Here is a 26,216-nt window from a genome sequence, read left to right as displayed (position 1 = left end):
ACCACGTGCGAGCCCCTAACCCGCCCTTACACGAACCGCTCCCGCGTCAGGGGGCGCGCCATGGTCGCGACCTCGGCCTGGCGTGTTAACATCCCTGCATGCGAATCGGCTTGCAGAGCCAGTGGTGGCGCCCCTTCTAGGCGGCGCGTACTTCGCATTCCTCAACGACGGCCGCCCCGGAAGGCGGCCTTTGTTGTCTCGCCTCCGGGGCTCATTGGGTTAGCAAGGGGCAGGCAGTGGAGACGAGCGGATATACGACCGCCGGTGGCGTCCATGTCGAGCGGGAGACACGTGAGGTCGCCGAGGAGACGCTCGAAGAGATCGTGAGCGCGCTCGGAGAACGGCGCGGCGGCGCGTTCTCCTCGGGCATGGACTACCCAGGCCGCTACAGCCGGTGGGCCTTCGGCTATGTCGACCCGTGCGTCGAACTCGTCGCCAGAGGGCGGCGCATCAGCGCGACGGCGCTGAACGAGCGCGGCAGGGTCGTGCTGCCCGTGCTGGCGACCTGCCTGCTGGCCGCGGGCAAGCCGGTGGCCCAGCCCACCGCCGACCGCGTCGAGGTGCACGTCGCCGAGAGCGACGAACTGCTGCCCGAGGAGATGCGCAGCCGCCGCCCGACCGTCTTCACCGCCATCCGCGAGGTGATCGCCGCCTTCGCCGGGGACGACGCCCACCTCGGCCTGTACGGCGCCTTCGGCTACGACCTGGCCTTCCAGTTCGAACCGATCCGGCACGAGCTGACCCGCCCCGACGACCAGCGCGACCTGGTCCTTCACCTGCCCGACCGGCTCGTCGTGATCGACCGCCAGCGCGAGACCTGCGTCGAGCACCGCTACGAGTTCACCGTCGACGGCGTCTCCACCCGCGGCCTCGAGCGCACCGGCGCCTCGGTGCCGCAGGTGGTCCCCGGCCAGATCCCGCCCAACCCCGAGAAGGGCTCCTACGCCAAGGTCGTGGCGGCGGCCAAGGAGAAGTTCAAGCGCGGCGACCTGTTCGAGGTCGTGCCCGGCCAGGTCTTCCACTCCGTCTGCACCGACCCGCCCGCCTTCTACCGCACCCTCCACCGGTCCAACCCCGCCCCGTACGAGTTCATCATCAGCCTCGGCGAGGGCGAGCACCTCGTCGGCGCCTCACCCGAGATGTACGTGCGCGTCAGCGGCGACCGCGTGGAGACCTGCCCCATCTCCGGCACCATCGCCCGCGGCTCCAACCCCGTCGAGGACGCCGAGGCCATCCGCACCCTGCTGTCCTCCGTCAAGGAGGAGAGCGAGCTGACCATGTGCACCGACGTCGACCGCAACGACAAGTCGCGCATCTGCGTGCCCGGCACCGTCAAGGTCATCGGCCGCCGCCAGATCGAGCTCTACTCCCGCCTGATCCACACCGTCGACCACATCGAGGGCCGCCTGCGCCCCGAGTTCGACGCCCTCGACGCCTTCCTCACCCACATGTGGGCCGTCACCGTCACCGGCGCCCCCAAAGCCTGGGCGATGCAGTTCATCGAGGACCACGAGGCCACCACGCGCAGATGGTACGGCGGGGCCATCGGCTTCATCGGCTTCGACGGCTCCATGAACACCGGGCTCACCCTGCGCACCGCCCAGATCAAGCACGGCGTGGCCACCGTACGCGCCGGAGCCACGCTGCTGTTCGATTCCGACCCCGAGTCGGAGGAGCGCGAGACCGAACTCAAGGCCAGCGCGCTGCTCGGCGCACTGGACGCGGTCAACCAGCCCGCGTCCATCCCCGTCCCCCCAGCCCTTGAGCAGCCGGGACTCGGCATGAAGGTCCTGCTCGTCGACCACGAGGACTCCTTCGTCAACACCCTCGCCGACTACTTCCGCCAGCAGGGCGCCGAGGTCACCACGCTGCGGCACGGCTTCCCCGCCCAGATGATCGACACGATCGCCCCCGACCTCGTCGTCCTGTCTCCCGGCCCGGGATGGCCGTCCGACTTCGGGATGTCCGCGCTCATCGACGAGCTGTACTCCAGGAACCTGCCGGTCTTCGGCGTGTGCCTGGGGCTGCAGGCCATGGTCGAGCACGCCGGCGGGACACTTGAGCTGCTCGGCTACCCGGAGCACGGCAAGCGCGGGCAGGTCTCGCGGCTGGGCGAGAGCGCGTTGCTGGAGGGCCTGCCCGAGACCTTCACCGCCGCCCGCTACCACTCCCTGCACGCCAAGCGCCCCGGGGTGGTCTCCTTCACCCCGACCGCCCTGACCCCCGACGGCAACGTCATGGCCATCGAGGACCCGGAGAACCGGCGCTACGGCGTCCAGTTCCACCCCGAGTCCATCCTCACGGCAGAGGGCGACGCCGGCGCCAAAATCATCGCCAACGTCCTCCGCCTGACCCGCCGCTAAACCCACAGGTGGGTGGGCAGCCCCTCCTCAATCCCTGCCCACCCACCCCACACACCTTCCCCACCGCGTCCACCGCGCCCGCACACCCTCCCCACCGCGTCCACGCACGCTCCCCTCCGCCCATGCGCTTGTCCGCCCACCCCACGGCCTGCCTCACTCACCCGCTACGCCCTTCCCTCCCCGACCTTCCTGGTCGTCCGAACCCCCCGGCTTTCACGCCCCCACGTCTCACGGGTTCCTGGCTCGTGACTGTCTGGGCCGTTGGGGTGGAACGGGCTCTGCCCTGGGTGAACAGGGGTCCGGCGTTACGGGGCGCATCGGGGCATCCCCGGGCGGTGCCGCCGAGACAAGTGCGGGAATCGCGGCGTGTGGCCCGGCGCGAACGCCTAGGCTCGCCCGCATGCTCCCCGTAGACCTTCCCGACGCGGTGCGCGAAGCACTGCAGGCGCCCCTGGTGGACCACCACTGCCACGGGGTGAGGCGCGACGAGCTCAGCAGGGCACAGTTCGAGCTGCTCATCACCGAAGGCAGCACCCCAGCGCCCCCCGGCACCACTCATTTCGACACCCCCGTCGGCGCCGCGATCCGCCGATGGTGCGCCCCGGTGCTCGACCTGGAACCGCACGCCCCACCCGCCGTCTACCTGGCCAGACGCGCCGAACTGGGAGCGGGCGAGGTCAACAGGAGGCTCCTGGAGGCGGCCGGCATCGTCGCGTTCCTGGTGGACACGGGCCTGGAGTCCCCCGAACTGCTGTCAGCCGCCGAGATGGGACGTCACGGCGGCGCCGCGGCGGACGAGATCGTCCGCCTGGAGCAGATCGAACAAGACGTGTCAGAAACCGCCCATATCGCCGTCGACTACATGGACAGCCTCGCCGAGGAACTGGCCGCCCGCGCCGCCCGCGCCGTAGGCCTGAAGTCCATCGTCGCCTACCGGTGCGGCCTCGACTTCGACCCCGCCCGCCCGAGCAGAGGCTCGGTCATCGCCGCCGCCAACCGCCGGCTGTCCGACCCGAAGCAGCGCCTGACCGACCCGATCCTGCTGCGCCACCTGCTCTGGACCGCCGTGGACGTGGCCCGCGAGCGCGGCCTCCCCCTGCAGTTCCACACCGGGTACGGTGACCCCGACCTGGACCTGGACCGGGCCGACCCGGCCCTGATGACCGGCTTCATCCGTTCTCTGCAGCCGATCGGCGTCCCGGTCATCCTGCTCCACTGCTACCCCTACCACCGCCAGGCCGCCTACCTCGCCGCGGTCTTTCCGCACGTCTACGTGGACGTCGGCCTGGCCCTCACCTACACCGCCGCAGGTTCGGCCAGGGTGATGGCCGAACTGCTGGAGCTGGTGCCGTTCCACAAGCAGATGTTCTCCTCCGACTGCTACGGCGTCGCCGAGACCTGCCACCTGGGCGCCCTCTACTTCCGCCACGGCCTGGCCCGCACCCTGCGCGCCCGCCTGGACGACGGCGAGTGGAACCCCACCGACTGCGCCCGCATCGCCCACATGATCGGCTCCGGCAACGCCCGCCGCGTCTACCGCCTCTGAACCCCGCGCCCACATGCGCCAAACCCCGCGCCCACATGCGCCGCCGACCACACGGGCTCCACCGGGATGCGTGGACACGCGGGCGGGCTGCCGAGCTGATGCGGTGAACCGGCAGCGCGTGCGCCCCGGGGTCAAAGGCCCGCTGGCGGACTCCTTCGAGCAGACGCCCGGATGGCGGGACGCCCGCGTGGGAGCTGCCCTGGTAAGCGGTGCCCGCGCTGGTGGGAGCTGCCCTGGTATGCGGTGCCCGCGCTGCTGGCCCCCGGTCGGCAGAGGCCAGGGGGGCAGCGGTCGTGGGTGAGGCTGCGGCGGGTGATGTCGCGGAGGGGAGGGGAAGGGGAGGGGCGGGCGGGGAAGGAGTGGCGGGGTGTGGGGTTAGGTGGGGTCTACGCAGGCGCCCAGGTTGGTGCCGACCGTTTGCATGGCTTCGGCCAGGGCGTTGACCTGGTCTCGGGTCAGGTGGTCGAAGAGGACCTCGCGCAGTGCCTTCGCGTGGGCCGGGGCGATCTCGGCGATCAGGGCGCGGCCGGTGTCGGTGAGTTCGGCGACCGTGGCCCGGCCGTCGTTCTCGTCGGGACGCAGCCGCACGTACCCCCGCTCCACCAGCTTGCTGATCCGGTGGCTCAACCGGCTGATGGACACGTTGGAGATCGCGGCCAGGTCGGACAGCCGTTTCGGGGCGGTCTCCAGCGAGCACAGGAAGCCGTACTCGATGTGCACCAGCCCGTGCGCGCGAAACGTCCGCTCCACCTGCGGAATGCCGACCAGGAACACGGCCATGAGCCCGTGCCAGGCGCGCTGCTCGTCGGTGTCGAGGCCCTCGATCAAAGAACTCCCAGCGTCAGAACCGTCCGATGGCGATGACGACCGCCACCGCCAGCAGTACCAGGTTAATGGCGAAGTTCTCCTTGCGTCGCACGTGTACGCCCGCCGCGACCACCATCGTGACCGCGAGCCCGACGGCGGCCAGCGGGGTGAGGATGGGCGCGATGCCGGTGGCCCAGGGCAGTACGAGGCCGAGCGCGCCGAGGAACTCGACGAACCCGACGAGCCGGATCTGCCCCTGGGTGAAGTCGTCCACGTACGGCATGCGCTCCCTGACCCGCTCCTTGGCCACGACCATCTTGCCGACGCCGGAGGCGGCGAAGGCGAGGGCGAGCAGGATCTGGAGGATCCAGAGCACCACGTCCATTGGTTGTCCCTTCAAGTTATTACGGTGCGTCAGACTGTAGACCTGAAAACTTGAAGCGACAACCTTTCGGCAGAGGTTGCGGCCGTAACCGAGTCCGTGCCGTGACCAACCTGATCACCGGGCGACCGCCCCGCGGCCCGCGACGGCCAAGGGGCCGTAACTCCGCCCCACACATCTACGCAATGCCCAAGAAAAGCGAAATTTCCTGACTGATGATATTGAATCGTGACACGCCGGTAAGTCAGGGCGAGGCGATGATCAAGACGCCAGAACCACTTACGCAACACCTGGAGGTGTCGTGTCCTGGCGTCCCATCACATCATCGGCTCTTGCCCTCTCGCTCGCGTTAGCCATCCCCCTGGTCGCCCAGGGCCCGGCCCACGCGGCCGACCCGCCGGCGGTCGAGCCCCGCGCCGGCACCGAGGCCCCCGCCGAAGTGAGCGGCCTGGCCGAGGCGGCCGCCGAAGGCGACCTCGCGACCGCGGCCAAGAACCACCTGAAGAACCCCCGCTACCACCTCGACCCCGCCGACCTCACCCCGATCCAGACCGTCACCGACGGCCGGGACACTGCGGTCAGGTTCGCCCAGAAGCACCGCGGTCTGGAGGTCCTCGGCGGCCAGTACCTCGTGCACTTCCGCGGCAGCGGGGCCGCCCGGCAGGTCACCGGCGCCGGCGGGCGCTTCCTCACCGAGCTCAGCGTGGACACCACGCCCAAGCTGACCGCCGAGTCGGCCGGCCGGATCGCGCTGATGCGCTTCGTCACCGACCCGCTCGCCCGCCGAGGAATGAAGACGGGCCAGGGCGGCCTCGTCGTCGTCCCGCGCGGGGCCGGCGGCCGCCTGGCCTGGAAGCTGCCGATGACCGGCGTCGACCGGGCCAAGAAGAAGCTCCTCGCCTTCGACGCCTACGTCGACGCCCACTCCGGCCAGCCGCTCCAGGCCATCAGCCGGATCCAGATGGAGGGCCCGGCCACCGGTTCCGGAACCAACTCGCACGGCCGGGCCGTACCCCTGAACCTCTACCAGCGCGCCGACAGCGTCTACGAGACCCGCGACCGCGCGCGCCCGATGTGGAACGGCACGAGCGGCGAGATCCTCACCTACGACGCGAACAAGGGCGATCTGCTCGACTACCTCGTGCCCGGCGTGCCCCCCGGCGCGAAGCTGGCCGAGTCGCCCACGCCCGTCTTCGGGCCCGCGCACACCGAGAGCGGCGCGTCCGACGCCCACTGGGGCACCGGCAAGGTCTACGAGTACTACCGAGGGCTCGGCCGCGAAGGGCTCGACGGCAAGGGCGGCTCGATGCTGTCCGTCGTCAACGTCACCTTCTTCGGCGAACCGTTCGAGAACGCCCTGTGGGACGGCACCAAGATGGTGTACGGCGGCGGCGGCCCCACCTACCACTCCCTGGCCGCCGGCCTCGACGTCGTCGGCCACGAGATGACCCACGGCGTCATCACCAACAGCGCGAACCTCGCCTACTTCGGCCAGTCGGGCGCCATGAACGAGGGCCTGGCCGACTACTTCGGCAACGCCATCGAGGTCGACGCGCTCGGCGTCCCGATGAGCCACCCCGACGCGAGCCTGCTCGGCGACCGGCTGTGCAAGACGCTGCCGCCCCGCGAGTGCGCCATCCGCGACCTCGACGACGACCGCTCGGCCGCCAAGGACTGGATCGGCGTCGGCGTCAGCCTCGACGGCGGCGGCGTCCACCTGAACTCCACGATCTTCTCCGGCGCGCTCTGGGACATCCGCGAGAAGCTCGGGGCCAAGGCCGACAAGGTCGTCTACAAGGCGCTGACGGAGTACATGACGCCCATCGACGACTTCGCCGACGGCCGGCGCGCCGTCGAGTCGGCCGCACGCGCGCTCGGCGTGTCGCTGCACGACCGGCTGACGATCGCCCTGGCCTTCGAGCGCCACGGCATCCGGCGCGGCTGGGAGCGTGACATCCGCACCGACAGCCGGGTGCTGGTCGACAACGTCAGCGACGCGGGCTCCCGCGTGGGCGTGGCCGGCGACAGGTACGTGGTCGGCAACTCCTCGCCCGACGGCTCCGAGCCGAGCTGGATCCTCACCGGCCGCGTCCGGGGCGGCAAGCCGGTCAAGCTGTCGCAGAACGACGACTGGAACTTCGTCCCGGTCATCGACGGCCGGCGGGCGGTGTGGGCGGGATTCGACGGCGACACCGGCAACTACCGGATCCTCACCCGGCCGCTGGACGGCAGCGCCCCCGAGCAGGTGGTCGCCGAGGTGTCCACGCCACTCGGCACGGTGACCGCCTCCGGTGACGCCATCGCCTGGGACTCCCTGGACACGACCACCGGCGAGATCGACGTGTGGCTGAAGAAGGGCGCCGCCGCGCCGGTCAAGGTCACCGCGCCCGCCGACGTGCTCGGCATCCAGCCCGAACTGAAGGGCGGCAAGCTGTCGTACCTGCGGATCTGGAGCGTGGGCGAGCGGACGCACTCCACGCCGGTCGTGCACGACGTGGCCACCGGCGCCGAGACGGTGTTCCCGGAGATTCCGTCCACGGGCCAGGAGCCGTCGTCGTCGGTCCTGCCCGTGCTCACCGCCAAGCACGTCGTCTGGTACGCCGACGCGGACGCCGACAACGTCTTCGGCCTGGTCCGGGCCAACCGCGACGGGACGGGCCTGACCTGGCTGGTGCCCGACGGGCCGAAGGCGCTGCAGCCCAGCACCATCGACGCCAACGACGACGTCGTCACCGTCGGCGTCATCCCGCACGGCGACGGCACGCTCACCAACGCGAACCTGCCCAAGTTGTTCCAGCTGCCGGTCGCGGGCGGGCCGCTGACCCGTTTCTCCTGCAACAGGGGCGACCAGTTCGCCAACAACTCCGGCGACGGCGCGCTCACCGCCTGGATCGACGGCTCCGCCGGAGACACCGATCTGGTCTACCGCGAGCGGCCCGCCGGCCGCTGCTGACACCTCTCCGGCCGCCCGCCGTACCCCATCACTCAGAGGTACGGCGGGCAAGTCGCGAACCGACCCCCGGACCTGGTTTGCTAGGGCCGTCACATCGCCAAGCCGGGGGGCTGCCATGCACGCCGTTGAACCAGAGGTCTTTATCGTCGCCCGTCCCGAACTCGACTACGACGAGCTGGCCCGCTACCTCGGCGAGGTGGGCGGCACGGCGTGGCTGGAACGGCTGGATCGCGGCGACCTCGACGCCCAGAACCTCGCCGAGTTCGCCGGGCGGCTGTGCTACCGCTCCTTCGAGCCCGGCCTCAACCCCAACGTGGTGCGCATCCGCAAGGACCAGACCGAATACCTGCAGAACATCCTGGCCAGCGCCCACGGCTCGGTCCTTGAGCACGTCAGCTTCAGCTTCGTGCTCCACAACGTCAGCCGCGTGCTCACGCACGAGCTCGTCCGCCACCGGCCCGGCGTGGCCATCTCGCAGGAGTCGCTGCGGTTCGTCCGGCTGACCGAGCTGCCCTTCTGGTTCCCCGACTGGGCCCGCGAGGACCCCGAGCTGATGAAGCGGGCCAGTGCGGTGCTGGAGCAGCTGGAGGAGTTCCAGGGGTGGATGGCCGGGCACTTCGGCCTCGACGAGGAGGGCGTGCCGTTCTCGGAGAAGAAGCACCGCACCTCCTTCATGCGGCGCTTCGCCCCCGAGGGCGTGGCCACCGGGCTGGTGTGGACGGCGAACGTGCGCACGCTGCGTCACACCATCGAGGCGCGCACGGCGGTCGGCGCGGAGGAGGAGATCCGCATGCTCTTCCAGCGCATCGGCGAGCTGATGAAGAAGGAGGCGCCGGCGCTGTTCGGCGACTACGTGGTCGAGGACGGCGCGTGGGTCCCCGGCTGGCGCAAGGTCTGACCCCTGCATCACCGGCGGAGTAAGGGTTTACGTCAGCGGGCGGCGCACCAACAATGAGCGTGTGCGCCGACTGCTGATCATCCTCGGAGTTCTGGTGCTGGTCGCCGCCGCGGCTTACGGTGGCCTGTGGGCCAGCACCGGCCGTTCGCAACTGGCCAGGGCGTTCTTCTGGGGCGACTCGGACGTCGGCGACTGGCAGCGTTTCCCGTTCCGCAAGGTGGCCACGGGCACCCCGGCGCCGCTGCCCAAGCAGCCGCAGGCGATCCCCGGCCTGGACGAGCAGGCGCTGGCCGCGGGCCAGACCACCGCGTTCGTCGTGGTGCGCGACGGCAAGCTGCTGTACGAGGGCTACTTCAACGGCACCCGCCGCGACTCCACGCTGACCTCGATGTCGGTGGCCAAGTCGGTGCTGTCGCTGCTGGTGGGCGTGGCCGTGGGCGAGGGGAAGATCCGGTCGGTGGACGACCCGATCACCGCGTACGTGCCGGAGCTGCGCGAGCGCGACCCGCGCTTCGAGAAGATCACGCTGCGGCACCTGATGGGCATGCGTTCCGGGCTGCGCTACGACGACGAGGGCACGCCGTTCAGCGACGACACCAGCACCTACTACAGTCCCGACCTGCGCGGTCTGGCCATCGACGACTCCGGCGTGGAGAGCGAGCCCGGCCAGGGCTTCCGCTACAACAACTTCAACCCGCTGCTGGTCGGGCTGGCGCTGGAGCGCACGACGAAGGTGCCTGTCGCCACCTACCTGGAGCAGAAGCTCTGGCGCCCGCTCGGGATGGAGGCCGACGGCTCGTGGAGCCTGGACTCCTCCGACGGCTTCGAGAAGATGGAGAGCGGCGTCAACGGCCGCGCCGTCGACTTCGCCAAGCTCGGCATGCTCGTGGCCGAGCAGGGCAGGTGGAACGGCCGGCAGCTCGTGCCCGCCGACTGGATCAACGAGCCCAACACGCCGGTGGTCGCCCCGAACGGCTGGGCCGACGGCTACCAGTACTTCTGGTGGGCGCGCGGCGCGGCCAGGGTCGCCTCCGGGCGCTACGGGCAGGTCATCTACGTGGTGCCGGAGAAGAAGCTGGTGATGGTGCGCTTCGGCGTGGACACCGGCGGGCGCGCCTGGCCGGCGTTCATGGAGACGCTGGCCGAGAAACTCTGAGTGCCCGCGCGTACGCGGGCACCAGGGCCGTCAGAGGGCGGGCAGGACGTAGACCTCGGCGCCCGGTGGGAGTTCGCAGTCGAGGCGGCCGACGCCGTGGCCGTTCTCGCCGCACACGATCATGTTGATGTGGCGGCGGATGCTGCCGTACTCGTCGCGCAGCCGTTCCTCCAGCGACGGATGGACGCGGCGCAGGGTGTCGAGCGCCGAGCCGAGCGTCGGCGGCGTCTCGGGGTCGGCGCCCACGGCGAAGACCTTCACCTCGCTCTGGCCGCTGACCCACCGCTGGAAGGCGCTGGGGAGCACGAACACCACCATGGTGACGGGCCTGGCCATCGCCTAGAGCACCGCCGCCCGGACGGTCTGGACATCCGGCAGGTGCGCGGCCACCTGCGACCAGCTCTCGCCGCCGTCGCGCGAGCCGTACACGCAGCCGTCGCGGGTGCCGAAGAAGACGCCCGCCTCCGACGCGGTCATCGCGTCGCGCAGGACGGTGGCGTAGACGGGTGGTTCGGGCAGGCCCTCGGCGAGCGGGCGCCAGGTGTCCCCGGCGTCGTCGCTGCGGTAGACGCGGTAGCGGTGCTCGACCGGGGTGCGGTCCATGTCGGCCTGCAGCGGCAGCACATAGACGGTGTCGGGCCGCGCCGGGTCCACCACGATCGGGAAGCCGAAGTCGGACGGCAGCGACGAGCCGATGTCCTTCCACGACGAGCCGAAGTCGTCGCTGCGGTAGACGCCGAAGTGGTGCTGCAGGAACAGGCGTTCCGGGCGCGCGGGGTGCACGGTCACCTTGTGCACGCACTGCCCGAACTCCGGATATTGCTGGCCCTCCGGCAGGAACGGCGCGCGGATGCCCTGGTTGGCCGCCTCCCACGAGGCGCCGCCGTCGGTGGAGCGGTAGAAGCCGCCGGTGGAGATGGCGACGCCGAGGACCTTCGGGTCGGTCGGGTGGTTGAGGATCGTGTGCAGGCACAGCCCGCCGCCGCCGGGCTGCCACTGCTCGCGGTGCGGGTGCCGCCACAGGCCTTCGACGAGCTCGTAGGTGACGCCGCCGTCCTCCGAGCGGAACAGCGCGCCCGGCTCCACCCCGGCCCAGACCACGTCGGGCTCGGAGGGGGAGGGCAGCAGCTGCCAGACCCGCTCCAGCGTCGCGCCGCTGTCCTCCGGAAAGGCGATCGGCGCCCGGTCGGCCTCCCGCCAGGTCTCGCCGAGGTCGTCGGAGTACATGACCGACGGGCCGAAGTGGCCGTACTCGATGCCGGCGAGCAGGCGGGGCGTGTCGCCGCGGGTGTCGATCGCCACGGCGGGCACGGCGACGGTCGAGAAGTGGATCGGGCCGACCTCGAACGGGCCGCCGTCGCCGGATCGCGCGAGGAACAGGCCCTTGCGGGTGCCGATCGCGAGTATGGCCTCACTCATGTCGGAGCTCCCATCGTTCGCATGTTCGCTTCTCGGCCATCGTGTCACGGCATGGCAGGTACCGCCGGTGACTGCGGGATTTGTACCGAAGGTCGTTCGATTACCCGCCAGGTAATCGTGATACTTCCCCACGCTCGGTAGATTCCGGGTTATGGAAGCGCTTGCTATGAATGAAGAGTCCTTTGGCGACCTGCTGAGGTCCTGGCGGCAGCGGCGCCGCGTCAGCCAGCTCGACCTCGCCATCGAGGCCGAGGTGTCGGCCCGGCACGTCAGCTTCCTGGAGACCGGCCGGGCGCGGCCGAGCCGCGAGATGGTGATGAAGCTCGCCGAGGAGCTGGAGGTGCCGCTGCGGCACCGCAACCGGCTGCTGGTCGCGGCCGGGTTCGCGCCGGTCTTCCGCGAGCGCGACGTCGCCGCCCCCGAGATGGACGCGGTACGGCGGGCCCTGGACAAGATCCTGGCCGGGCACCAGCCGTACCCGGCGGTCGTCGTCGACGCGACCTGGAACCTCGTGGCCGCCAACGAGGCCGCCGGGATGTTCATGGACGGCGTGCCCGACCACCTGCTCAAGGACCCGATCAACATCATGCGGCTGTCGCTGCACCCGGAGGCGATGGGCGGGCGCCTGCTCAACCTGCCCGAGGTACGCGCCCACCTGCTGCACCGGCTGCGCCGCCAGGCGGAGACCAGCGGCGACGGCCGCCTGGCGGAACTGCACGACGAACTCGCCGCCTACACCTACCCCGGCGTCGAGCTGAACGTCGCCGTCGTGCCCAGCCCCGCCGACATCCTGCTCCCGCTGCGGGTGCGGCACGGGGAGCGCGTGCTGTCGATGTTCACCACGATCGCGACGTTCGGCACGCCCGTGGAGGTGACGGTGTCGGAGCTGGCCATCGAGACGTTCTGGCCCAACGACGAGGAGACGGCGGCGTTCTTCCGTTAGGCGCTCACCGCTCCGACTGGACGATGTCGCGGTGGATGCGCGACAGCGGGACGCCGTCGATCTGCAGGCGGCGCACGGTCTCGTTGACCATCGCGGGCGGGCCGCAGACGTAGACGTCGTGCTCGGACCAGGTGTGGAAGCGCTGGGTCACCTCCGGCAGGTGGCCGCGCATGCCGTGCCACGACGGCTGGTCGGAGACCACGGGCAGCACCCGCAGCCACGGGAACGACGACTCCATCCTGATCAGATCCGGCAGGTCGTAGAGCTCTTCCGCGGTACGCGCGCCGTACAGCAGATGGATGTTGGGACGCCGGCCCGAGGCGATGACGTGTTCGATGATCGCCTTGATCGGCGCCAGCCCGGTGCCGCCCGCCACGCACAGCATGTCGCGCGCGCCGTGCTCCTCGGCCGCCATCGTGCCCATGGGCGGGCCGAGCATGACGGTGTCGCCGATGCGGGTGTGCCGGATCAGCGTGGTCGACACCCAGCCGCCCGGCACCGCGCGTACGTGCAGGCGCAGGGTGTTGTCGGCGCGCGGGGCGTTGGCGATGGAGAAGGTCCGCCAGACGCGCGGCCATCGCGCCGTCTGGACGTTCACGTACTGTCCCGCCGTGTACGGCAGGCGTTGCGTCGGCCGGAGCGTGAGGACGGCGATGTCCGTGGCCCGGCGTTCGTGGTCGATCACCTCGGCCAGCCACCACGCGGGCGAGACCCCGGCGTCGGCGGAAGCCGATTCGATCATGAGGTTGGCGGCGGCGGTGTAGGCGGCGACCCAGGCCGTCTCGATCTCGGTGTTCCACACCTCGGCGGCGAAGCGCCTGATCGTGGCCAGGAGCGCGTTGCCGACGGCGGTGTAGTGCTCGGCCACCACGCCGTACTTGCGGTGGTCGCGGCCGAGCTGTCCGAGGTAGGAGGCCAGGCTGTCCGGACTGTCCAGGCTCCACACGATGCGGGTGAGGGCGGTGAAGAGCCGGTCGCGCTGGATGTCCATGGCCGGCGGGAACATCCCTCTCAGGTGCGGGCTCTCGGCGAACAACCGGCCGTAGAAGTAGGCGGCGGCTTTGTCGGCCACCGGTTCGACGACGGAGAAACTTTCCTTGACCAGGCGCGGATTCAACGTCATTTAACTGACCCCACTTTTTGGCCGGAATCTCATTCCGGTCGTGATGTTCACCTCCCTGACGGCTCCGGGTGACGAGCGCTCGACGGGCCCCGGCTCGGCCGATCGCTCGCTTTGGAGTCTTACATCACTGCGTTGGGGCCACAACCGTTTCACCTCAATATGGTGCGAACCACAACTATCCGTAACTGTAACGTTATTTTCCGCATTCATCTGGTTATGGCGGCTCGCATTAAAAGTGAAAGTTAATCGGATTCGCATTCCCGGCCCATTTCCCGGCCCCCGGCATTCCTGCCCTCCGCCCGCCTCTCTGGCAACCTGTCCGGTTCGCCATGGGCGACGCTTGCCGATCAGGAAGGCCTGGCGGCCGAGGTGTTCGGCATCACGGGGTCCGGAGCGGTGCTGATCCCGTCGGACGAGTTCGTGGGCAGGCGGGGGGCTAGTCGGATCTGGGGTTGAAGATCAGGGCCAGCGACCTCAACGCCAGGATGAACCCGATCAGCAACAACGCGCCCCCGGCCACCGCCAGCAACCGGATGTTCGGCGTGATCATCGGTCCGATGTCCGCCGTGATCAGCATGATCGCGCCCAGCGTGGCGCTCCCCGCCAGCACCGCGATCACGATCTGCTGCACCAGCCCGGTCAGGAAGCGCCGGTCGCCGTCGTCGGCCAGCGGCCGTACGTTGAACGAGAGCCTGCCCTGCTCCAGGTCCTCCACGACGTGGTTGATGCGCCGCGGCAGCCGCTGGAGGATCGGCAGGTAGCCGGCCAGCCGTTCCTCCAGGTCGGCCCTGACCTTGCCGGGCTCGGCGGCCTCGCGCATCAGCGCGCGGCCCTGCTCGCGGGCGGCCCCGACCATGTCGACGTCGGGACTGATCAGCGCGAGGGTCCCGTCGAGCGCGGCCAGCGCGCGGAAGGCGGCCGCGATCTGCGGCGGTACGGCGAAGCCGTTGTCGTGGACGACCCTGAGCAGGCTGCCGAACATGCCGCTGGACCCGCCGCGCCCGGTCCCGGTCCGGTAGCGGACCATGAGCTGCCCGATCTGCCGCTCCAGGTCGCGTTCGGCCAGGCCGCGCGGCCGGTCGAGCAGTTCGATCAGGGCGTCGGTGGCGGCGATCGCGTCGTCCCTGTCGACGGCCAGCAGCAGCATGCCGAGCGCCCGCCGGGTGGAGTCGTCGAGCCGGCCGACGGAGCCGAAGTCGAGCAGGCCGAGCCCGCCGTCCTCGTCGACCAGGACGTTGCCGGGGTGCAGGTCGGCGTGGAAGACACCAGTGCGTACCTGCTGCCTGAGCACCTCGCTGAGCAACTGGTGGGCGATCTGGGCGCGGCGTTCGCGGCCCAGGGCGGCCAGCACGGGGGCGGCGGCGCCGACGGGGGTGCCGCGCAGGCGGGTCATGACGAGCAGCGTGCCGCTGGAGTGTTCATCGACGACCTCGGGCACCGCGATGCCGCCGTCGAGCGTGGCGGCGACGCTGCGCAGGTTGTCGCGTTCGACGGTGTAGTCGAGCTCCTCGTCCAGTGAGGCGGCGAACCCCTTCGCCAGCGTGAACACCCGCAGCGAGCGCCCCCACGGCGTGCTGCGCTCCAGCCTGCGGCTGAGCCTGAGGATGATCTCCATGTCGGAGGCGACCTGGGCGCGGGCGCGCGGCCGCTGCACCTTGAGCACGACCTCGCGGCCGTCGAGCAGCCGCGCCGCGTGCACCTGGGCGACGGAGGCGGCGGCCATCGGCTCGGGGTCGACGGAGGCGAACACCTCGGCCACCGGCCTGCCGAGCGCCGCCCGGATGGCTGCCTCGATCTCGGGCCACGGCTCGGGGTCGGCGCTGGTCTGCAGAGTGGCGAGCTGGTCGGCGAACTGCCCGGGGATCAGGTCGCGGCGGGTGGAGAGCATCTGGCCGAGCTTGACGAAGGTGACGCCGCCCTCGTTGAGCGCCGCCTTCAGGGAGCGGGCGAGTTTCGCGGCGCCCTGGTAGGGGTCGGTTCTGCGCCTGCCGCGCAGGTAGCCGCCGAGGCCGTGCCGTACCGCGATCTTCATGATCTGCGCGTAGCGGCGGGTGCGGCGGCGGCGGGCCTTCCAGCCCTTCAGCAGGTCGAGCGGGGACGGCAGCGTGCCGGTGGGGACGACCACCTCCAGCACCACGAGGGCGGTGAGGCCGAGGACGAACAGCCACGCGATCACCAGGCTGAGCACGAGGTACGCGGCCGGCATCGAGACCATGATCCGGCCGTCGGCGACGATCCCGGCGAACTCGGAGAAGGACGTGACGGCCGAGCCGATGGCGCTGGTCACGAAAAAGCCGACGACGATCGTGCGCGGCCAGCCGACCGGGATGCCGAGCGCGCGCCTGGCCACGACCGCGGCCAGCCAGGCGACGGCGGCCAGGCTCAGGGGAGTGAGGAGGTCCATGTTTAGGAGCGCTCCTCGTCGTCTTCGTCTTCCTTGTCCTTGTCGTCCTCGTCGGCCTTCCGCAGGGCCGCCAGCATGCGGGACTCCTCCTGGTCGATCCAGCGCATGGTCGACTTCGTGAAGTGCTTGCCGTAGCGGAACAGGAGCTCGGGGGCGCCCAGCGAGGCGGCCTGCTCGGCCTCGGGAAGCCGGTCGCCGGGCAGCACCGCGTCGATCACCTTCTCGAACTGGGAGAAGATCTTCTTGCGTTCCTCGAGGAGCCGCCCGACGAGGTCGGGGCTGCCGCCGCCGGCGAAGAAGAGCTTGACCAGGTTCTCGTCCCTGATCTGGACGGGCGAGGACAGCGACTCCAGCCAGGCGCGCAGCGCGGAGCGGCCCAGGTCGGTGATCTCCCAGCGCTGGCGCGAGCGCGGCCCCTCGGCCTCCCCGGCCGGCCGGATGAGCCCCTGCTCGGCCAGGTGGTGCAGCTGGGGGTAGAGCTGGCCGTTGCTGATGCCCCAGAACGCCTCCATCGAGCGCTTGGCGGCCCGCAGGATCTCGTAGCCGGACTGCGCCTTCAACGACAGGAAGCCGAGGATCGCCCACGCGGTGGGCGTCAGGTCGGGCAGCTGGTCATCTTGTGCCATGCGGCCAGCCTAATACGTCTGGCAGACATATGGTGGAGCCCGCTGACCTGCCCTCGCCTCCGATCGGCGACCGCACGTACGTATCTGCCAGACATATTAGGCGGTGCCGGGCCGGAGGAAGGGGGTGGGGTGCGCGCCGACAAGGCCCGAAAGCCCCCAAAGGCTGATAAACCATCCAAAACAAGGATAAAAACAACCTTTGCCATATATCTGACAGATAACGCGAGATGGATTGACTCATCGTGTGAAGTCGGAATAATCGGATCTTGGTGTGAGTTCCTCCGCCGCCACAAGCGACACCAAGCAGGACGGCCACGCCTCCCATCCACCCATGCAAAGGTTGTCATGGCTTCCCCTCGCTCGCCCCAGCAGGCGCAGTGGCTCTGGCCCGTCACCCTGGCCCTCCCTATCCTCGCCGCGCTGCTGGCCTTCGCCGCCGCGACCGGCGCCGCCGCCTGGTTACCTGTCGCCGCGGGCGTGACGGCGCTGGTCTGCGCCGTGGCCGTGGCCGCCGTCCGGTACGAGCACGGCGCCACCGTCCAGGCCCTGGAGCAGCGGGAACGGGCGAGCAAGCAGCGCGAGGCCGAGTTCCAGCACCACGTCCAGCAGCGCAACCTCCAGTGGAACAACCACCTGGCCGCCCGCGCCACCGCCCTCGACGAGGCGGTCAAGCACCTGGTCACCGAGCGCATCCCGGCCGTCGGGAACGACACCCCGGTGCCCCCGCCGTACCAGAACGGGGCCCTGGACGAGGAGGTGGCCGCCAGGCTGGAGGACGTCCTCGACACCGTGGCCGACTCCGCCAAGCAGGACCGCGAACGCCAGGAGTCGCTGCGGCTGGCCGTCGTGGCGCTGGCCCGCCGGGTGCAGACCTCAGCGCACCGCATCCAGGAGACCGTCTCGCTCATGGCCGAGCGGCACCCCGGCAACCCGGACGTCCTCGAAGCCAGCATGCAGGTCGACCACGCCGCCGCCCAGCAGGGCCGCCACGCGCAGAGCCTGGCCGTGCTGTGCGGCGACTGGCCCGGCCAGCAGTGGCCCAAGCCGCTCGCGCTGGTCGACGTGGTACGCGCCGCCGCCTCGCGCATCGTCGCCTACAAGCGCGTCGAGGTCTCCGGCGACCCCGACACCGCAGCCTCCGCCAAGGTCGTCGAGCCGCTCATCCACCTCGTCGCCGAACTGCTGGCCAACGCCACCCAGTCCTCGCCCCCCGCCACCACGGTGCTGGTCGCCATCCGCAACGTCCAGCGCGGCGCGGTCATCGAGATCGACGACGGCGGCGTCGGCATGGACGAGCACCACCTGGAGCAGGCCCGCGAGGTCGTCTCCGGCCGCCGCACCGTCGGCGTCGGCGAGGTCGGCGAGATCCCGCAGACGGGACTGGCCGTCATCGGGCACTACGTGCGCCGCCACGGGTTCCTCGCCGACCTGCTGCCCTCGCCCTACGGCGGCGTGCGCGCGGTGGTGCTGGTGCCGACGGACGTGGTCGAGACGCTGGAACCGGTGTCCGCGCCGCCGGTGCGGGCTGCCCGCCCCGCCGTACCCGAGGAGAGGGCGCCGCACGCCGCGCCCCAGGATCCCGAGCTGCCCCGCCGCCGCTCCAAGCGCGGCGAGGCCGCGCCATCGGCAGAGGGTACGGCGGGCGGCCCGTTCACCGCGGCGGAAGGCGACGGCGAGGAAGGCGCGCCCGCGGACCAGCCCGCACCGGAGCGCACCGAGACGACGCCCGAGCAGGCGGGCGCCTGGATGGCGGCCTTCTTCGACCACAACGCCGACACCGAGCCCGGCGACGACGGCGAATGACGGATGGGCGAATGACGGATGGACGAATGACGGATGGACGAATGACGGAGGAACGGATGCAGCAGGACCAGGACTGGATGATCGGCGAGGTCGTCTGGGTCCCCGGTGTCAGGCACGTCGTCGTCCTCAGCTCCGACGGGCTGCTGAAGGCACGCTCCGCCGGGACCCCGCGCGACGTCGCCGACCGTCTGTCGGCGGCCTGCTCGGGACTGCAGTCGCTGGCGCAGAGCGTCGGCAGGGAGTTCGGCATGGACGGCGGCGGGGTGAAGGAGCTGATGGTCGGCTTCGAGGGCGGCTACCTGTTCGCGCGCTCGGCGGGCACCGGCTCCCACCTGGTGGTGATCACCGAGCCGGTGGTGGACCCGCGCCTGATCGCCCAGCAGATGCAGGCCCAGGTCATCAAGATCGGAGAACGGAACTTCAGCACCCCGGCCCGCAGGGCATGACGGACCCGGGCGACTACAAGGACCATGCGGTCCGCCCGTACGTGCTGACGCAAGGCAGGGCCCGGCCCTCGCGCAACACGATCGGCCTGGACACCCTGCTCGTGGTCACCGAGGCGGGCAAACCGCTGCCGGTCTCGGCCAGCCGCCAGGAACGCGAGCTGGTGCGCATGTGCCGCAGGCTGCTGTCGCTGGCCGAGGCGGCTGCCTATCTGGAGCTGCCGCTCAGCGTCGCCTCGATCCTCGCCTCCGACCTGGTCGACTCCGGCCACCTGACCGCCCGCTCGCGTATCCCCGAAGTCGCCCGGCCGTCACAGAACATGCTCAAGGAGGTGCTGGATGGCCTCCGCAGGCTCCGCTGACCGCTACCTTCCCGACACGGTCCAGGAATCGGTGAAGATCCTCGTGGTCGGCGACTTCGGCGTCGGAAAGACCACCATGATCGGCTCTGTCAGCGAGATCGAGCCGCTGCGCACCGAGGAGACGATGACGCAGGCCAGCGTCGGCGTCGACGACCTGGCCGGGCTGGAGGCCAAGGCCACCACCACGGTCGCCATGGACTTCGGCCGCATCACGCTGAGCCCGCTCACCGCGCTCTACCTGTTCGGCACGCCGGGCCAGCAGCGCTTCTGGGACCTGTGGGCGGGGCTGTCGGAGGGGGCCGTGGGCGCGCTGGTGCTCATCGACACGCGGCGCCTCGAAGGCAGCTTCGAGGTGCTCGACCAGCTCGAACTCCGCGGCGACCTGCCGTTCGCCGTGGCCGTGAACCTGTTCCCCGACTCGGTCAGGTACGGCAGGAAGGCGCTGCGCGAGGCGCTCGACCTGGCCCCGGACACGCCGATCGTCGAGTGCGACGCCAGGAACCGGGCCTCCTCCCTCGACTGCCTCATCACGCTGGTCGAGCACGCCGTACAGAAAGAGCAGGCGGGCCAGAAGGCGCCCGCCGTACAGAAAGAGAAGGCATGACCACCCCGCTCACGGCCACCACCGACTACGAGGAGCTGCGGGCGCGGTGGGGTGACGTGGCCTGGGTCGAGCTGGAGCCCGGGGTGGGCGCCTGGCTCGTCATGGGCTACCAGGAGATCCTCACCATCACCCGCCAGGAGAAGCTCTACAGCCGCGACGCCCGCAACTGGCGGTTGTTCCAGGAGGGCGTGGTGCCGCCGGACTCGGGGCTGGGGCCGATGATGTTCTGGCGGCCGAACGTGATCGGCGCCGACGGCGGCGAGCACCGCAGGCTGCGCCGTCCGCTGGACGACGGCGTGGCCGCGATCGACCAGCGGCGCATGCGCCGCTCGGTGGAGGGCATGTGCGCCGACCTGATCGCCGGCTTCCGCGACAAGGGCAGCGCCGACCTGGTGGGGGAGTACGCGGCGGTCATCCCCATGCTGGCCATCGCCGACCTGTTCGGCCTGGACGTCACCCAGGGGCACGAGCTGCTGGCGGCGCTGCGCGCGCTGTTCGGCAGCGCCGAGGACTCCCAGGCCGGCAACAAGAAGTTCGAGGAGATCCTCGGCGGCATCATGCACGCCCGCCAGCAGGACCCCGCCGAGGACCTCACCAGCCGCTTCCTGCGCCACCACGACCTGAACGGCGACGCCGAGGTCCTGCAGTCGATGGTGGTGATGATCTCCGCCGCCCAGGAGACCACCACCACGTGGATCTCCCAGACGCTGCGCCTGGTGCTCACCGACCCGCGCTTCGCCGGCCGCATGCGCGGTGGCCGGCTCGGCGTCGACGACGCGCTCGACGAGGTCCTGTGGCGCGACCCGCCGATGACGAACATGCCGGCGAGGTACGCGCTGCGCGACACCGAACTCGGCGGCCGGCGCATCGCCCGCGGCGACGCCCTGGTCCTGGGCCTGGCGGCGGCCAACGCCGACCCGAGCGCGCACACCGGCGAGGCGGTGATCGAGCTCGGCAACCGGGCCCACCTGGCGTGGAGCGCGGGCCCGCACGCCTGCCCGGCCCCGGTCCCGGCGCGCCTGATCACCCGCACCGCGGTCGAGACGGCCCTGCACCTGCTGCCCGACGTCCGCCTCGCGGTGGCGCCGGACGAGCTCACCCCGCACCCCTCGCCGTGGACCCGCTGCCCCGCGGCGCTCCCGGTCCTGTTTGGAGATCACTGATGGACGTCATCACGCTCGACCCGGCCGGAACCGACCACCACGGCGAGGCCGAAAGGCTCCGCGAGGCGGGGCCGGTCGTGCGGGTGGAGCTGCCCGGCGGCGTCCGGGCGTGGGCCGTCACCCACCACGAACTGCTGGCTGAGCTCGTCGCCGACCGCAGGGTGAGCAAGGACTGGCGCAACTGGAACGCCGTCCGGCGCGGCGAGATCCCCGACGACTGGCCGCTGATCGGCATGGTCAAGGTCACCAACATGGTCACCGCCGACGGGCGCGAGCACCACCGGCTGCGCAAGTTCGTCACCCAGACGCTGACGCCGCGCCGCGTCCAGGGCATGCGGCCGAGGCTGGAGCAGATCGTGGACGGGCTCCTGGACGAGCTGCCCGGCCACGCCGCCCCCGACGGCACCGTGGACCTGCGCCCGCACTACGCCTACCCGGTGCCGATGCGGATGATCTGTGAGCTGGTCGGCGTGCCCGAGCGGGAACGCGACGAACTGCGCACGCTGGTGGACAGCATCTTCCGCTCGACCACCTCCCCCGAGGAGGTGCTGCGCACCCAGCGCGACATCTACCTGCTGCTGGGCCGCCTGGTGGCGGGCAAGCACGCCGCGCCCGGCGAGGACCTGACCAGCGCGCTGATCGCCGCGCAGGTGGACGACCCGGAGCGGCTGACCGATGAGGAGCTGGCCGGGACCATCTGGCTCATGCTGGCCGCCGGGCACGAGACCACGCTCAGCCTCATCGTCAACGCGGTGCGGGCGCTGCTGACCCATCCCGACCAGCTCGCCCTGGCCCTGAAGGGCGACGAGGCCACCTGGGCGGCGGTGGTGGAGGAGACGCTGCGCTGGGACGCGCCCATCGGGAACTTCATGGCCCGCTACCCCCTGGAGGACCTCACGGTGGCGGGCGTGACGATCCCGGCGGGCGAGGCCATCCTCGCCCCCTACAGCGCGGTGGGCCGTGACACGGCGCAGCACGGCGACGACGCGGCGCGGTTCGACATCACCCGCGAGCAGCGCCGCCACCTGGCCTTCGGCGGCGGGCCGCACGTGTGCCTGGGCGCCGGGCTGGCCCGGCTGGAGGCGGCGGCGGCCCTGCCCGCCCTTTTCGCCCGATATCCGGAAATGTCGCTGGACGCCGCCCGGATCCCCCCGGTCCCCTCCCTGTTCTCCAACTCCGCCGCCACCCTCCCCGTCCGCCTCCAGCTCTAGCCGAAGATCGCGGGCGGGTCGCCGGTGTACCAGACGTTGTCGATGACGACCCGGCTCATCAGCCAGCGCCCGTCCTCGCGTACCAGCTCCACGTCGTAGAGGTTCTTCAGCAGCGCGTGCACGCTCCGGTCGGCGGTGAGCAGGTGCTGGGCCTCGACCATCGCGGTCAGCCGGGCCGTGTCGCCGGTGACCTCGACGCGCGGGTTGGTGACCTGGTGCGTGGTCGCCACCCGGCCCGCGAACTGGCCCAGGATGGTCGTGACGATCGTGTCCCTGCCCGACATCACCGGCGGCGCGGCCCCCCACTTCGCGGCGGCCGGGCCGAAGTCCAGCCGGGCGTCCTCGGCGAAGGCCGAGGCGAACAGCTCCGCGTCCCCCAGGTCCTGGCCGAGCCCGAACCGGTAGAGGGCGTCGGTGATCTCCGGCAGGTCGCGCGGGTCCGCGCCGTCCGCGAGCGCGCGGTCAGTAGTGACGTACATGTGATTCATCCTTGTTTCGTCAGTTCTCGTCATCAATGCGAGTCTGTGCAAGGATCATGAAGCGTGGTTTAACGGTCCGGGGTGGCATGTGGAGAGATACGAGCTGGAAGCCTTCCTGACGCTGGCCGAGGAACTGCACTTCGGCCGCGCCGCCGAGCGGCTGCACGTGTCCACGGCCCGGGTCAGCCAGACGATCAAGAAGCTGGAGCGGAAGGTCGGGGTGCCGCTGTTCGACCGCAGCAGCCGGCGGGTCGAGCTGTCGGCGGTCGGACGCCAGCTGCACGAGGAGATCCGGCCCGCCTGGGAGCTGATCGGCGCGGCCGTGGAACGCGCCATCGAGACCGGCAAGGGCATCACCGGCACGCTGACCGTCGCCTTCGTCGGCCCGGCGGGCGGGCAGCTCGTCATGGGGGCGGCGGAGGAGTTCCGCGCCAGGCAGCCGGGGTGCGCGGTGGACATCAAGGAGGCGCAGCTCGGCGACGTCGTGCCCTGGTTGCGCGAGGGCGTGGCCGACCTGGCGCTGACCGGCTTCCCCATGGAGGCGGCCGGCGTGGTGGCCGGGCCGGTGCTGGTGCGCGAGGCGCGGATGCTGGCGGTGCCCGCCGGGCATCCGTTCGCCCGCAGGACGCGGGTGTCGGTCGAGGACCTGGCCCGGGTTCCCGTGCTGCGGCTGCCCGAGTCGGTGCCGGAGTCGCACCGGGCGGACCGCACGCCCCGCCGTACACCGGCCGGGCGGGCCATCGCTCCCGGACCGGTGGCGGCGACCCTGCACGAGATCCTCACGCTCGTCGGGGCCGGGCGCGGCGTGTTCCCGGTCGGCGCGCAGACCCGCCGCTACCACCCCCGCCCCGACGTGGCCTACGTGCCGTTCGGCGACGCGGCTCCGGTGGAGTGGGGCCTCATGTGGCGGTCAGGGGGAGGCAGCGCGCGGGTACTGGCTTTCGCCCGCGCCGCCGGCGATCTCCTGTCCGCCCACCGATAGCTGAAAAGTGGATCAACACGGCAGGCGAGGACAGGGGTGAGATTCGGGCGGGGATAGAAGTGACAGAACGGGATCTCCGGGAGAGCTGACATAACCGAAATGGTCTGCGCCATGATGGGCTTGAGGCCCCAACTCCCTGGAGATCGCATGTCTCGACCCCTGATCGGTATCACCGCCTACTTCGAGGCCGCCCGCTGGGGCGACTGGGTCAGGGAGGCCGTGCTGTCTCCGCCCTCGTATGCCAAAGCCGTCACCCGCGCCGGCGGCGCCCCCGTGATCCTGCCGCCGCTCGGCCTGCACGCCGTCGAGGACTACGTACGCGGGCTGAAGGGCATCGTGCTGGCCGGTGGCGTCGAGGTCGGCGCGCAGGCCTACGGCGAGGACGACGACGCCAGGGTGCCGGAGCCACAGTCGCACCGCGACCGGTTCGAGCTGGCGCTGGCCCGCGCAGCCGTCCAGGCCGACGTGCCCATCCTGGCCGTCGCCCGCGGCATGCACGTGCTCAACGTCGCCCAGGGCGGCACGCTCATCCCGTGGCTGCCCGACGTGCTCGACCACGAACGGCACGGCGAGCAGGGGCCGCACGTGATCCAGGTGAGCGTGTCGAGCAAGCTCGGCAAGGCCGTGGGCGACAAGGTCGAGGTCGTGGCACCGCACACCCAGTCGGTACGCAGGCTCGGCTCCGGCCTGCTCGCGGTCGCCTGGGCCGACGACCAGATCGTCGAGGGCATCGAGCTCCAGGGGCACCGGTTCGGCGTGGGAGTGCAATGGCACCCGGAACGCGCCGAGGAGATCAAGCTCTTCGATGCGCTCGTGGAGGCGGCCCGCTAGGCTTCGGATCATGCCGCTGCATCCCCAGGCGCGGGACTTCATCGCGCGCTTCCCGTCGGATCTGGGCGTCGACCCGGACACGCTCGATCTGGGCGCCATCCAGCGGATGCGCGCGGAGGACGGCCTGGCCGCCGAGCGCGGGCCGATCACGCACCTGCCGTTCGTGCGCGACGAGACGGCCGAGGGCGTGCCCATCAGGATCTACCGCTCCGACCGCGGCGAGGACGCCCTGCCGGTGGTGGTCTACTTCCACGGCGGCGGCTTCGTCTTCGGCAGCGTCAAGCGCAACGACGCCGTGGGCCGCGACCTGGCCATCCGCACCGGCGCCGTCGTGGTCTCCGTCGACTACCGCCTCGCTCCGGAAAACGTCTTCCCCGACGCCGCCGACGACGCCTGGGCCGTCGTGCGCGACGTCTTCGCCCGGCCCGCCTTCTACCAGAGCAACGGCCGCGTGGCCGTCATCGGCGACAGCGCCGGGGGCAACCTCGCCGCCGTGGCCGCCTGGCAGGCGCGTGACGCCGGGCTGAGCCTGGCCCACCAGGCGCTGGTCTACCCGGTCCTGGACGCGGCGATGGACACGCCGAGCTACACGGAGTTCGGCACGGGCTTCGGGCTCGACGCCGGGGAGATGGCCTGGTTCTTCGCCCAATACGCGCCGGACGCCGACCCGGCCGACCCGCGCCTGTCGCCGCTGCGGCTGGACTCCTGCGAAGGGCTGGCGCCCGCGACCGTGGTGACCGCCGGCTGCGACGTGCTGCGCGACGAGGGCGAGCGTTATGCCGAACGCCTGGCCAAGGCCGGAGTCGCGGTGGACTCACGCAGGTTCGACGGCGCCGTGCACAGCTTCTTCGGCCTGCCGGGGCTGTTCGACCAGGCGATCGAGGCCCGCGAATACGTGGCGGAGCGGCTGCGCGAGGACCTGGCCCCGTGACCTACGCCTACGACAAGCTCAAGATCGACATGCCCGCCGACGGCGTGCTGCGCGTGACCATCAGCGAGCCGCGCCGCCTCAACGCCGTCGACATGGCGGGCCACCGCGAACTCGCCGAGATCTGGCGCGACGTCGACCGCGACGACGCGGTCCGCGCGGTCGTGGTCAGGGGAGAGGGCAGCGCGTTCTCCGCCGGCGGCGACCTGTCGATGATCGAGGAGATGACGCTCGACCACGCCACCCGGCTGCGCGTGTTCGGCGAGGCCCGCGACATCGTCTACAACGTGCTCAACTGCTCCAAGCCGGTCGTCTCCGCCATCCAGGGCCCGGCGGTCGGCGCGGGGCTGGCCGTGGCGCTGCTGGCCGACATCTCCGTCGCCGGGCGCACCGCCCGCATCATCGACGGCCACACCCGCCTCGGCGTCGCGGCGGGCGACCACGCGGCGATCATCTGGCCGCTGCTGTGCGGCATGGCGAAGGCCAAGTACCACCTGCTGCTGTGCGAGCCGGTCTCCGGCGCGGACGCCGAGCGGATGGGCCTGGTCAGCCTGTGCGTGGACGACGACCAGGTCCACGACAAGGCGATGGAGATCGCGGTACGCCTGGCCGCCGGAGCCCAGGAGGCGATCCGGCTGACCAAATACTCGCTCAACAACTGGCTGCGCATGGCCGGACCGGCGTTCGACGCCTCGCTGGCGATGGAGTTTCTCGGCTTCACCGGCCCCGACGTCCAGGAGGGAGTGCGGGCGCTGCGCGAGAAGCGGCCGCCGAGCTTCTAGTCCGCCAA

At 71.0% G+C, this 26,216-nt stretch carries 24 protein-coding genes; 16 read left to right on the top strand and 8 right to left on the bottom strand.

The features are described from left to right. Nucleotides 1-236 precede the first annotated feature (236 nt). Together HNR40_RS19495 and HNR40_RS19490 are read left to right on the top strand one after the other, a co-directional pair. Nucleotides 237-2,363: an anthranilate synthase component I gene (locus HNR40_RS19495; protein ID WP_184963255.1), complete on the top strand. Its 2,127-nt coding sequence runs from the start codon at nucleotides 237-239 to the stop codon at nucleotides 2,361-2,363. 400 nt (nucleotides 2,364-2,763) lie between these two features. After that, nucleotides 2,764-3,909: an amidohydrolase family protein gene (locus HNR40_RS19490; RefSeq protein ID WP_184963253.1), complete on the top strand. Its 1,146-nt coding sequence runs from the start codon at nucleotides 2,764-2,766 to the stop codon at nucleotides 3,907-3,909. 375 nt (nucleotides 3,910-4,284) lie between these two features. Here the strand turns inward: HNR40_RS19490 and HNR40_RS19485 are convergent, their stop codons facing one another. After that, nucleotides 4,285-4,737, bottom strand: coding sequence for a MarR family winged helix-turn-helix transcriptional regulator (locus HNR40_RS19485; RefSeq protein ID WP_184963251.1), 453 nt, complete (start codon nucleotides 4,735-4,737; stop codon nucleotides 4,285-4,287). A 13-nt stretch (nucleotides 4,738-4,750) separates the two neighbouring features. Further along, nucleotides 4,751-5,101: a DoxX family protein gene (locus HNR40_RS19480; RefSeq protein ID WP_184963249.1), complete on the bottom strand. Its 351-nt coding sequence runs from the start codon at nucleotides 5,099-5,101 to the stop codon at nucleotides 4,751-4,753. A gap of 298 nt (nucleotides 5,102-5,399) precedes the next feature. Here HNR40_RS19480 and HNR40_RS19475 point away from each other — a divergent pair, with 298 nt between their 5' ends. From HNR40_RS19475 to HNR40_RS19465, 3 genes are all read left to right on the top strand, one after another. Continuing rightward, nucleotides 5,400-8,051: a M4 family metallopeptidase gene (locus HNR40_RS19475; protein WP_184963247.1), complete on the top strand. Its 2,652-nt coding sequence runs from the start codon at nucleotides 5,400-5,402 to the stop codon at nucleotides 8,049-8,051. Nucleotides 8,052-8,166: 115 nt separating this feature from the next. After that, entirely contained in the window at nucleotides 8,167-8,949 is a 783-nt protein-coding gene (thyX, locus tag HNR40_RS19470; RefSeq protein WP_184963245.1) for an FAD-dependent thymidylate synthase, read from the top strand. 61 nt (nucleotides 8,950-9,010) lie between these two features. Then, complete coding sequence (locus HNR40_RS19465; protein WP_184963243.1) at nucleotides 9,011-10,105, top strand: serine hydrolase domain-containing protein; 1,095 nt, start codon at nucleotides 9,011-9,013, stop codon at nucleotides 10,103-10,105. A gap of 30 nt (nucleotides 10,106-10,135) precedes the next feature. Here HNR40_RS19465 and HNR40_RS19460 read toward each other — a convergent pair whose 3' ends face one another. Together HNR40_RS19460 and HNR40_RS19455 are read right to left on the bottom strand one after the other, a co-directional pair. Then, nucleotides 10,136-10,441, bottom strand: coding sequence for a ubiquitin family protein (locus HNR40_RS19460; RefSeq protein ID WP_184963241.1), 306 nt, complete (start codon nucleotides 10,439-10,441; stop codon nucleotides 10,136-10,138). A 3-nt stretch (nucleotides 10,442-10,444) separates the two neighbouring features. Continuing rightward, nucleotides 10,445-11,524 (bottom strand): WD40/YVTN/BNR-like repeat-containing protein, encoded by a 1,080-nt coding sequence (locus HNR40_RS19455; RefSeq protein ID WP_184963239.1) that lies wholly within the window; start codon nucleotides 11,522-11,524, stop codon nucleotides 10,445-10,447. A 166-nt stretch (nucleotides 11,525-11,690) separates the two neighbouring features. Here HNR40_RS19455 and HNR40_RS19450 point away from each other — a divergent pair, with 166 nt between their 5' ends. Next, nucleotides 11,691-12,467, top strand: coding sequence for a helix-turn-helix domain-containing protein (locus HNR40_RS19450; protein ID WP_184963237.1), 777 nt, complete (start codon nucleotides 11,691-11,693; stop codon nucleotides 12,465-12,467). Nucleotides 12,468-12,471: 4 nt separating this feature from the next. On the opposite strand, the gene HNR40_RS19445 is transcribed toward HNR40_RS19450, so the two are convergent. The 3 genes from HNR40_RS19445 to HNR40_RS19435 all read right to left on the bottom strand — a co-directional run bounded on the left by HNR40_RS19445 (nucleotide 12,472) and on the right by HNR40_RS19435 (nucleotide 16,620). Continuing rightward, nucleotides 12,472-13,590 carry a globin domain-containing protein gene (locus tag HNR40_RS19445; protein WP_184963235.1) on the bottom strand — a complete coding sequence of 373 codons (1,119 nt, stop codon included), beginning with the start codon at nucleotides 13,588-13,590 and terminating at the stop codon, nucleotides 12,472-12,474. A 436-nt stretch (nucleotides 13,591-14,026) separates the two neighbouring features. Continuing rightward, complete coding sequence (locus HNR40_RS19440; RefSeq protein ID WP_184963233.1) at nucleotides 14,027-15,994, bottom strand: ABC1 kinase family protein; 1,968 nt, start codon at nucleotides 15,992-15,994, stop codon at nucleotides 14,027-14,029. Nucleotides 15,995-15,996: 2 nt separating this feature from the next. After that, nucleotides 15,997-16,620: a PadR family transcriptional regulator gene (locus tag HNR40_RS19435; RefSeq protein ID WP_184963231.1), complete on the bottom strand. Its 624-nt coding sequence runs from the start codon at nucleotides 16,618-16,620 to the stop codon at nucleotides 15,997-15,999. A 345-nt stretch (nucleotides 16,621-16,965) separates the two neighbouring features. Between HNR40_RS19435 and HNR40_RS19430 the strand changes: the two genes are divergently transcribed. From HNR40_RS19430 to HNR40_RS19405, 6 genes are read left to right on the top strand one after another with little or no spacing between them, the layout of a single operon-like run. Beyond that, a complete protein-coding gene (locus HNR40_RS19430) occupies nucleotides 16,966-18,423 on the top strand; it encodes an ATP-binding protein (protein ID WP_184963230.1) in 1,458 nt (485 codons plus the stop codon). A 41-nt stretch (nucleotides 18,424-18,464) separates the two neighbouring features. Beyond that, complete coding sequence (locus tag HNR40_RS19425) at nucleotides 18,465-18,869, top strand: roadblock/LC7 domain-containing protein (protein WP_184963228.1); 405 nt, start codon at nucleotides 18,465-18,467, stop codon at nucleotides 18,867-18,869. Next, entirely contained in the window at nucleotides 18,866-19,228 is a 363-nt protein-coding gene (locus tag HNR40_RS19420; protein ID WP_184963226.1) for a DUF742 domain-containing protein, read from the top strand. Before HNR40_RS19425 ends, HNR40_RS19420 begins: the two co-directional genes overlap by 4 nt. Continuing rightward, complete coding sequence (locus HNR40_RS19415) at nucleotides 19,206-19,832, top strand: GTP-binding protein (protein WP_184963224.1); 627 nt, start codon at nucleotides 19,206-19,208, stop codon at nucleotides 19,830-19,832. The genes HNR40_RS19420 and HNR40_RS19415 overlap by 23 nt, the downstream gene beginning before the upstream one ends. After that, nucleotides 19,829-20,995, top strand: a complete 1,167-nt coding sequence (locus HNR40_RS19410; protein WP_184963223.1) for a cytochrome P450 — start codon at nucleotides 19,829-19,831, stop codon at nucleotides 20,993-20,995. The genes HNR40_RS19415 and HNR40_RS19410 overlap by 4 nt, the downstream gene beginning before the upstream one ends. Next, nucleotides 20,995-22,206: a cytochrome P450 family protein gene (locus HNR40_RS19405; protein WP_184963221.1), complete on the top strand. Its 1,212-nt coding sequence runs from the start codon at nucleotides 20,995-20,997 to the stop codon at nucleotides 22,204-22,206. Before HNR40_RS19410 ends, HNR40_RS19405 begins: the two co-directional genes overlap by 1 nt. Here the strand turns inward: HNR40_RS19405 and HNR40_RS19400 are convergent. Then, entirely contained in the window at nucleotides 22,203-22,685 is a 483-nt protein-coding gene (locus HNR40_RS19400) for a nuclear transport factor 2 family protein (protein WP_184963219.1), read from the bottom strand. The two genes, HNR40_RS19405 and HNR40_RS19400, sit on opposite strands and share 4 nt — an antisense overlap. 88 nt (nucleotides 22,686-22,773) lie before the next feature. On the opposite strand from HNR40_RS19400, the gene HNR40_RS19395 reads away from it, so the two are divergent. The 4 genes from HNR40_RS19395 (at nucleotide 22,774) to HNR40_RS19380 (ending at nucleotide 26,208) form a co-directional block, all read left to right on the top strand. After that, a complete protein-coding gene (locus HNR40_RS19395; protein ID WP_184963217.1) occupies nucleotides 22,774-23,667 on the top strand; it encodes a LysR family transcriptional regulator in 894 nt (297 codons plus the stop codon). Between the two features lie 147 nt (nucleotides 23,668-23,814). After that, the gene (locus HNR40_RS19390) at nucleotides 23,815-24,498 is read left to right on the top strand and encodes a gamma-glutamyl-gamma-aminobutyrate hydrolase family protein (RefSeq protein WP_184963215.1); all 684 of its coding nucleotides are present in this window, start codon (nucleotides 23,815-23,817) and stop codon (nucleotides 24,496-24,498) included. A gap of 10 nt (nucleotides 24,499-24,508) precedes the next feature. After that, entirely contained in the window at nucleotides 24,509-25,429 is a 921-nt protein-coding gene (locus HNR40_RS19385) for an alpha/beta hydrolase (protein ID WP_184963213.1), read from the top strand. Continuing rightward, nucleotides 25,426-26,208, top strand: coding sequence for an enoyl-CoA hydratase/isomerase family protein (locus HNR40_RS19380; protein ID WP_184963211.1), 783 nt, complete (start codon nucleotides 25,426-25,428; stop codon nucleotides 26,206-26,208). The genes HNR40_RS19385 and HNR40_RS19380 overlap by 4 nt, the downstream gene beginning before the upstream one ends. Nucleotides 26,209-26,216: the final 8 nt, after the last annotated feature.

Origin of the sequence: Nonomuraea endophytica, from assembly GCF_014203235.1 — a bacterium.
In the GTDB taxonomy this organism is placed as follows: domain Bacteria; phylum Actinomycetota; class Actinomycetes; order Streptosporangiales; family Streptosporangiaceae; genus Nonomuraea; species Nonomuraea endophytica.
Note: the sequence above shows the minus strand (reverse complement) of the source record. Positions and strands in the feature narration are given on the sequence as shown.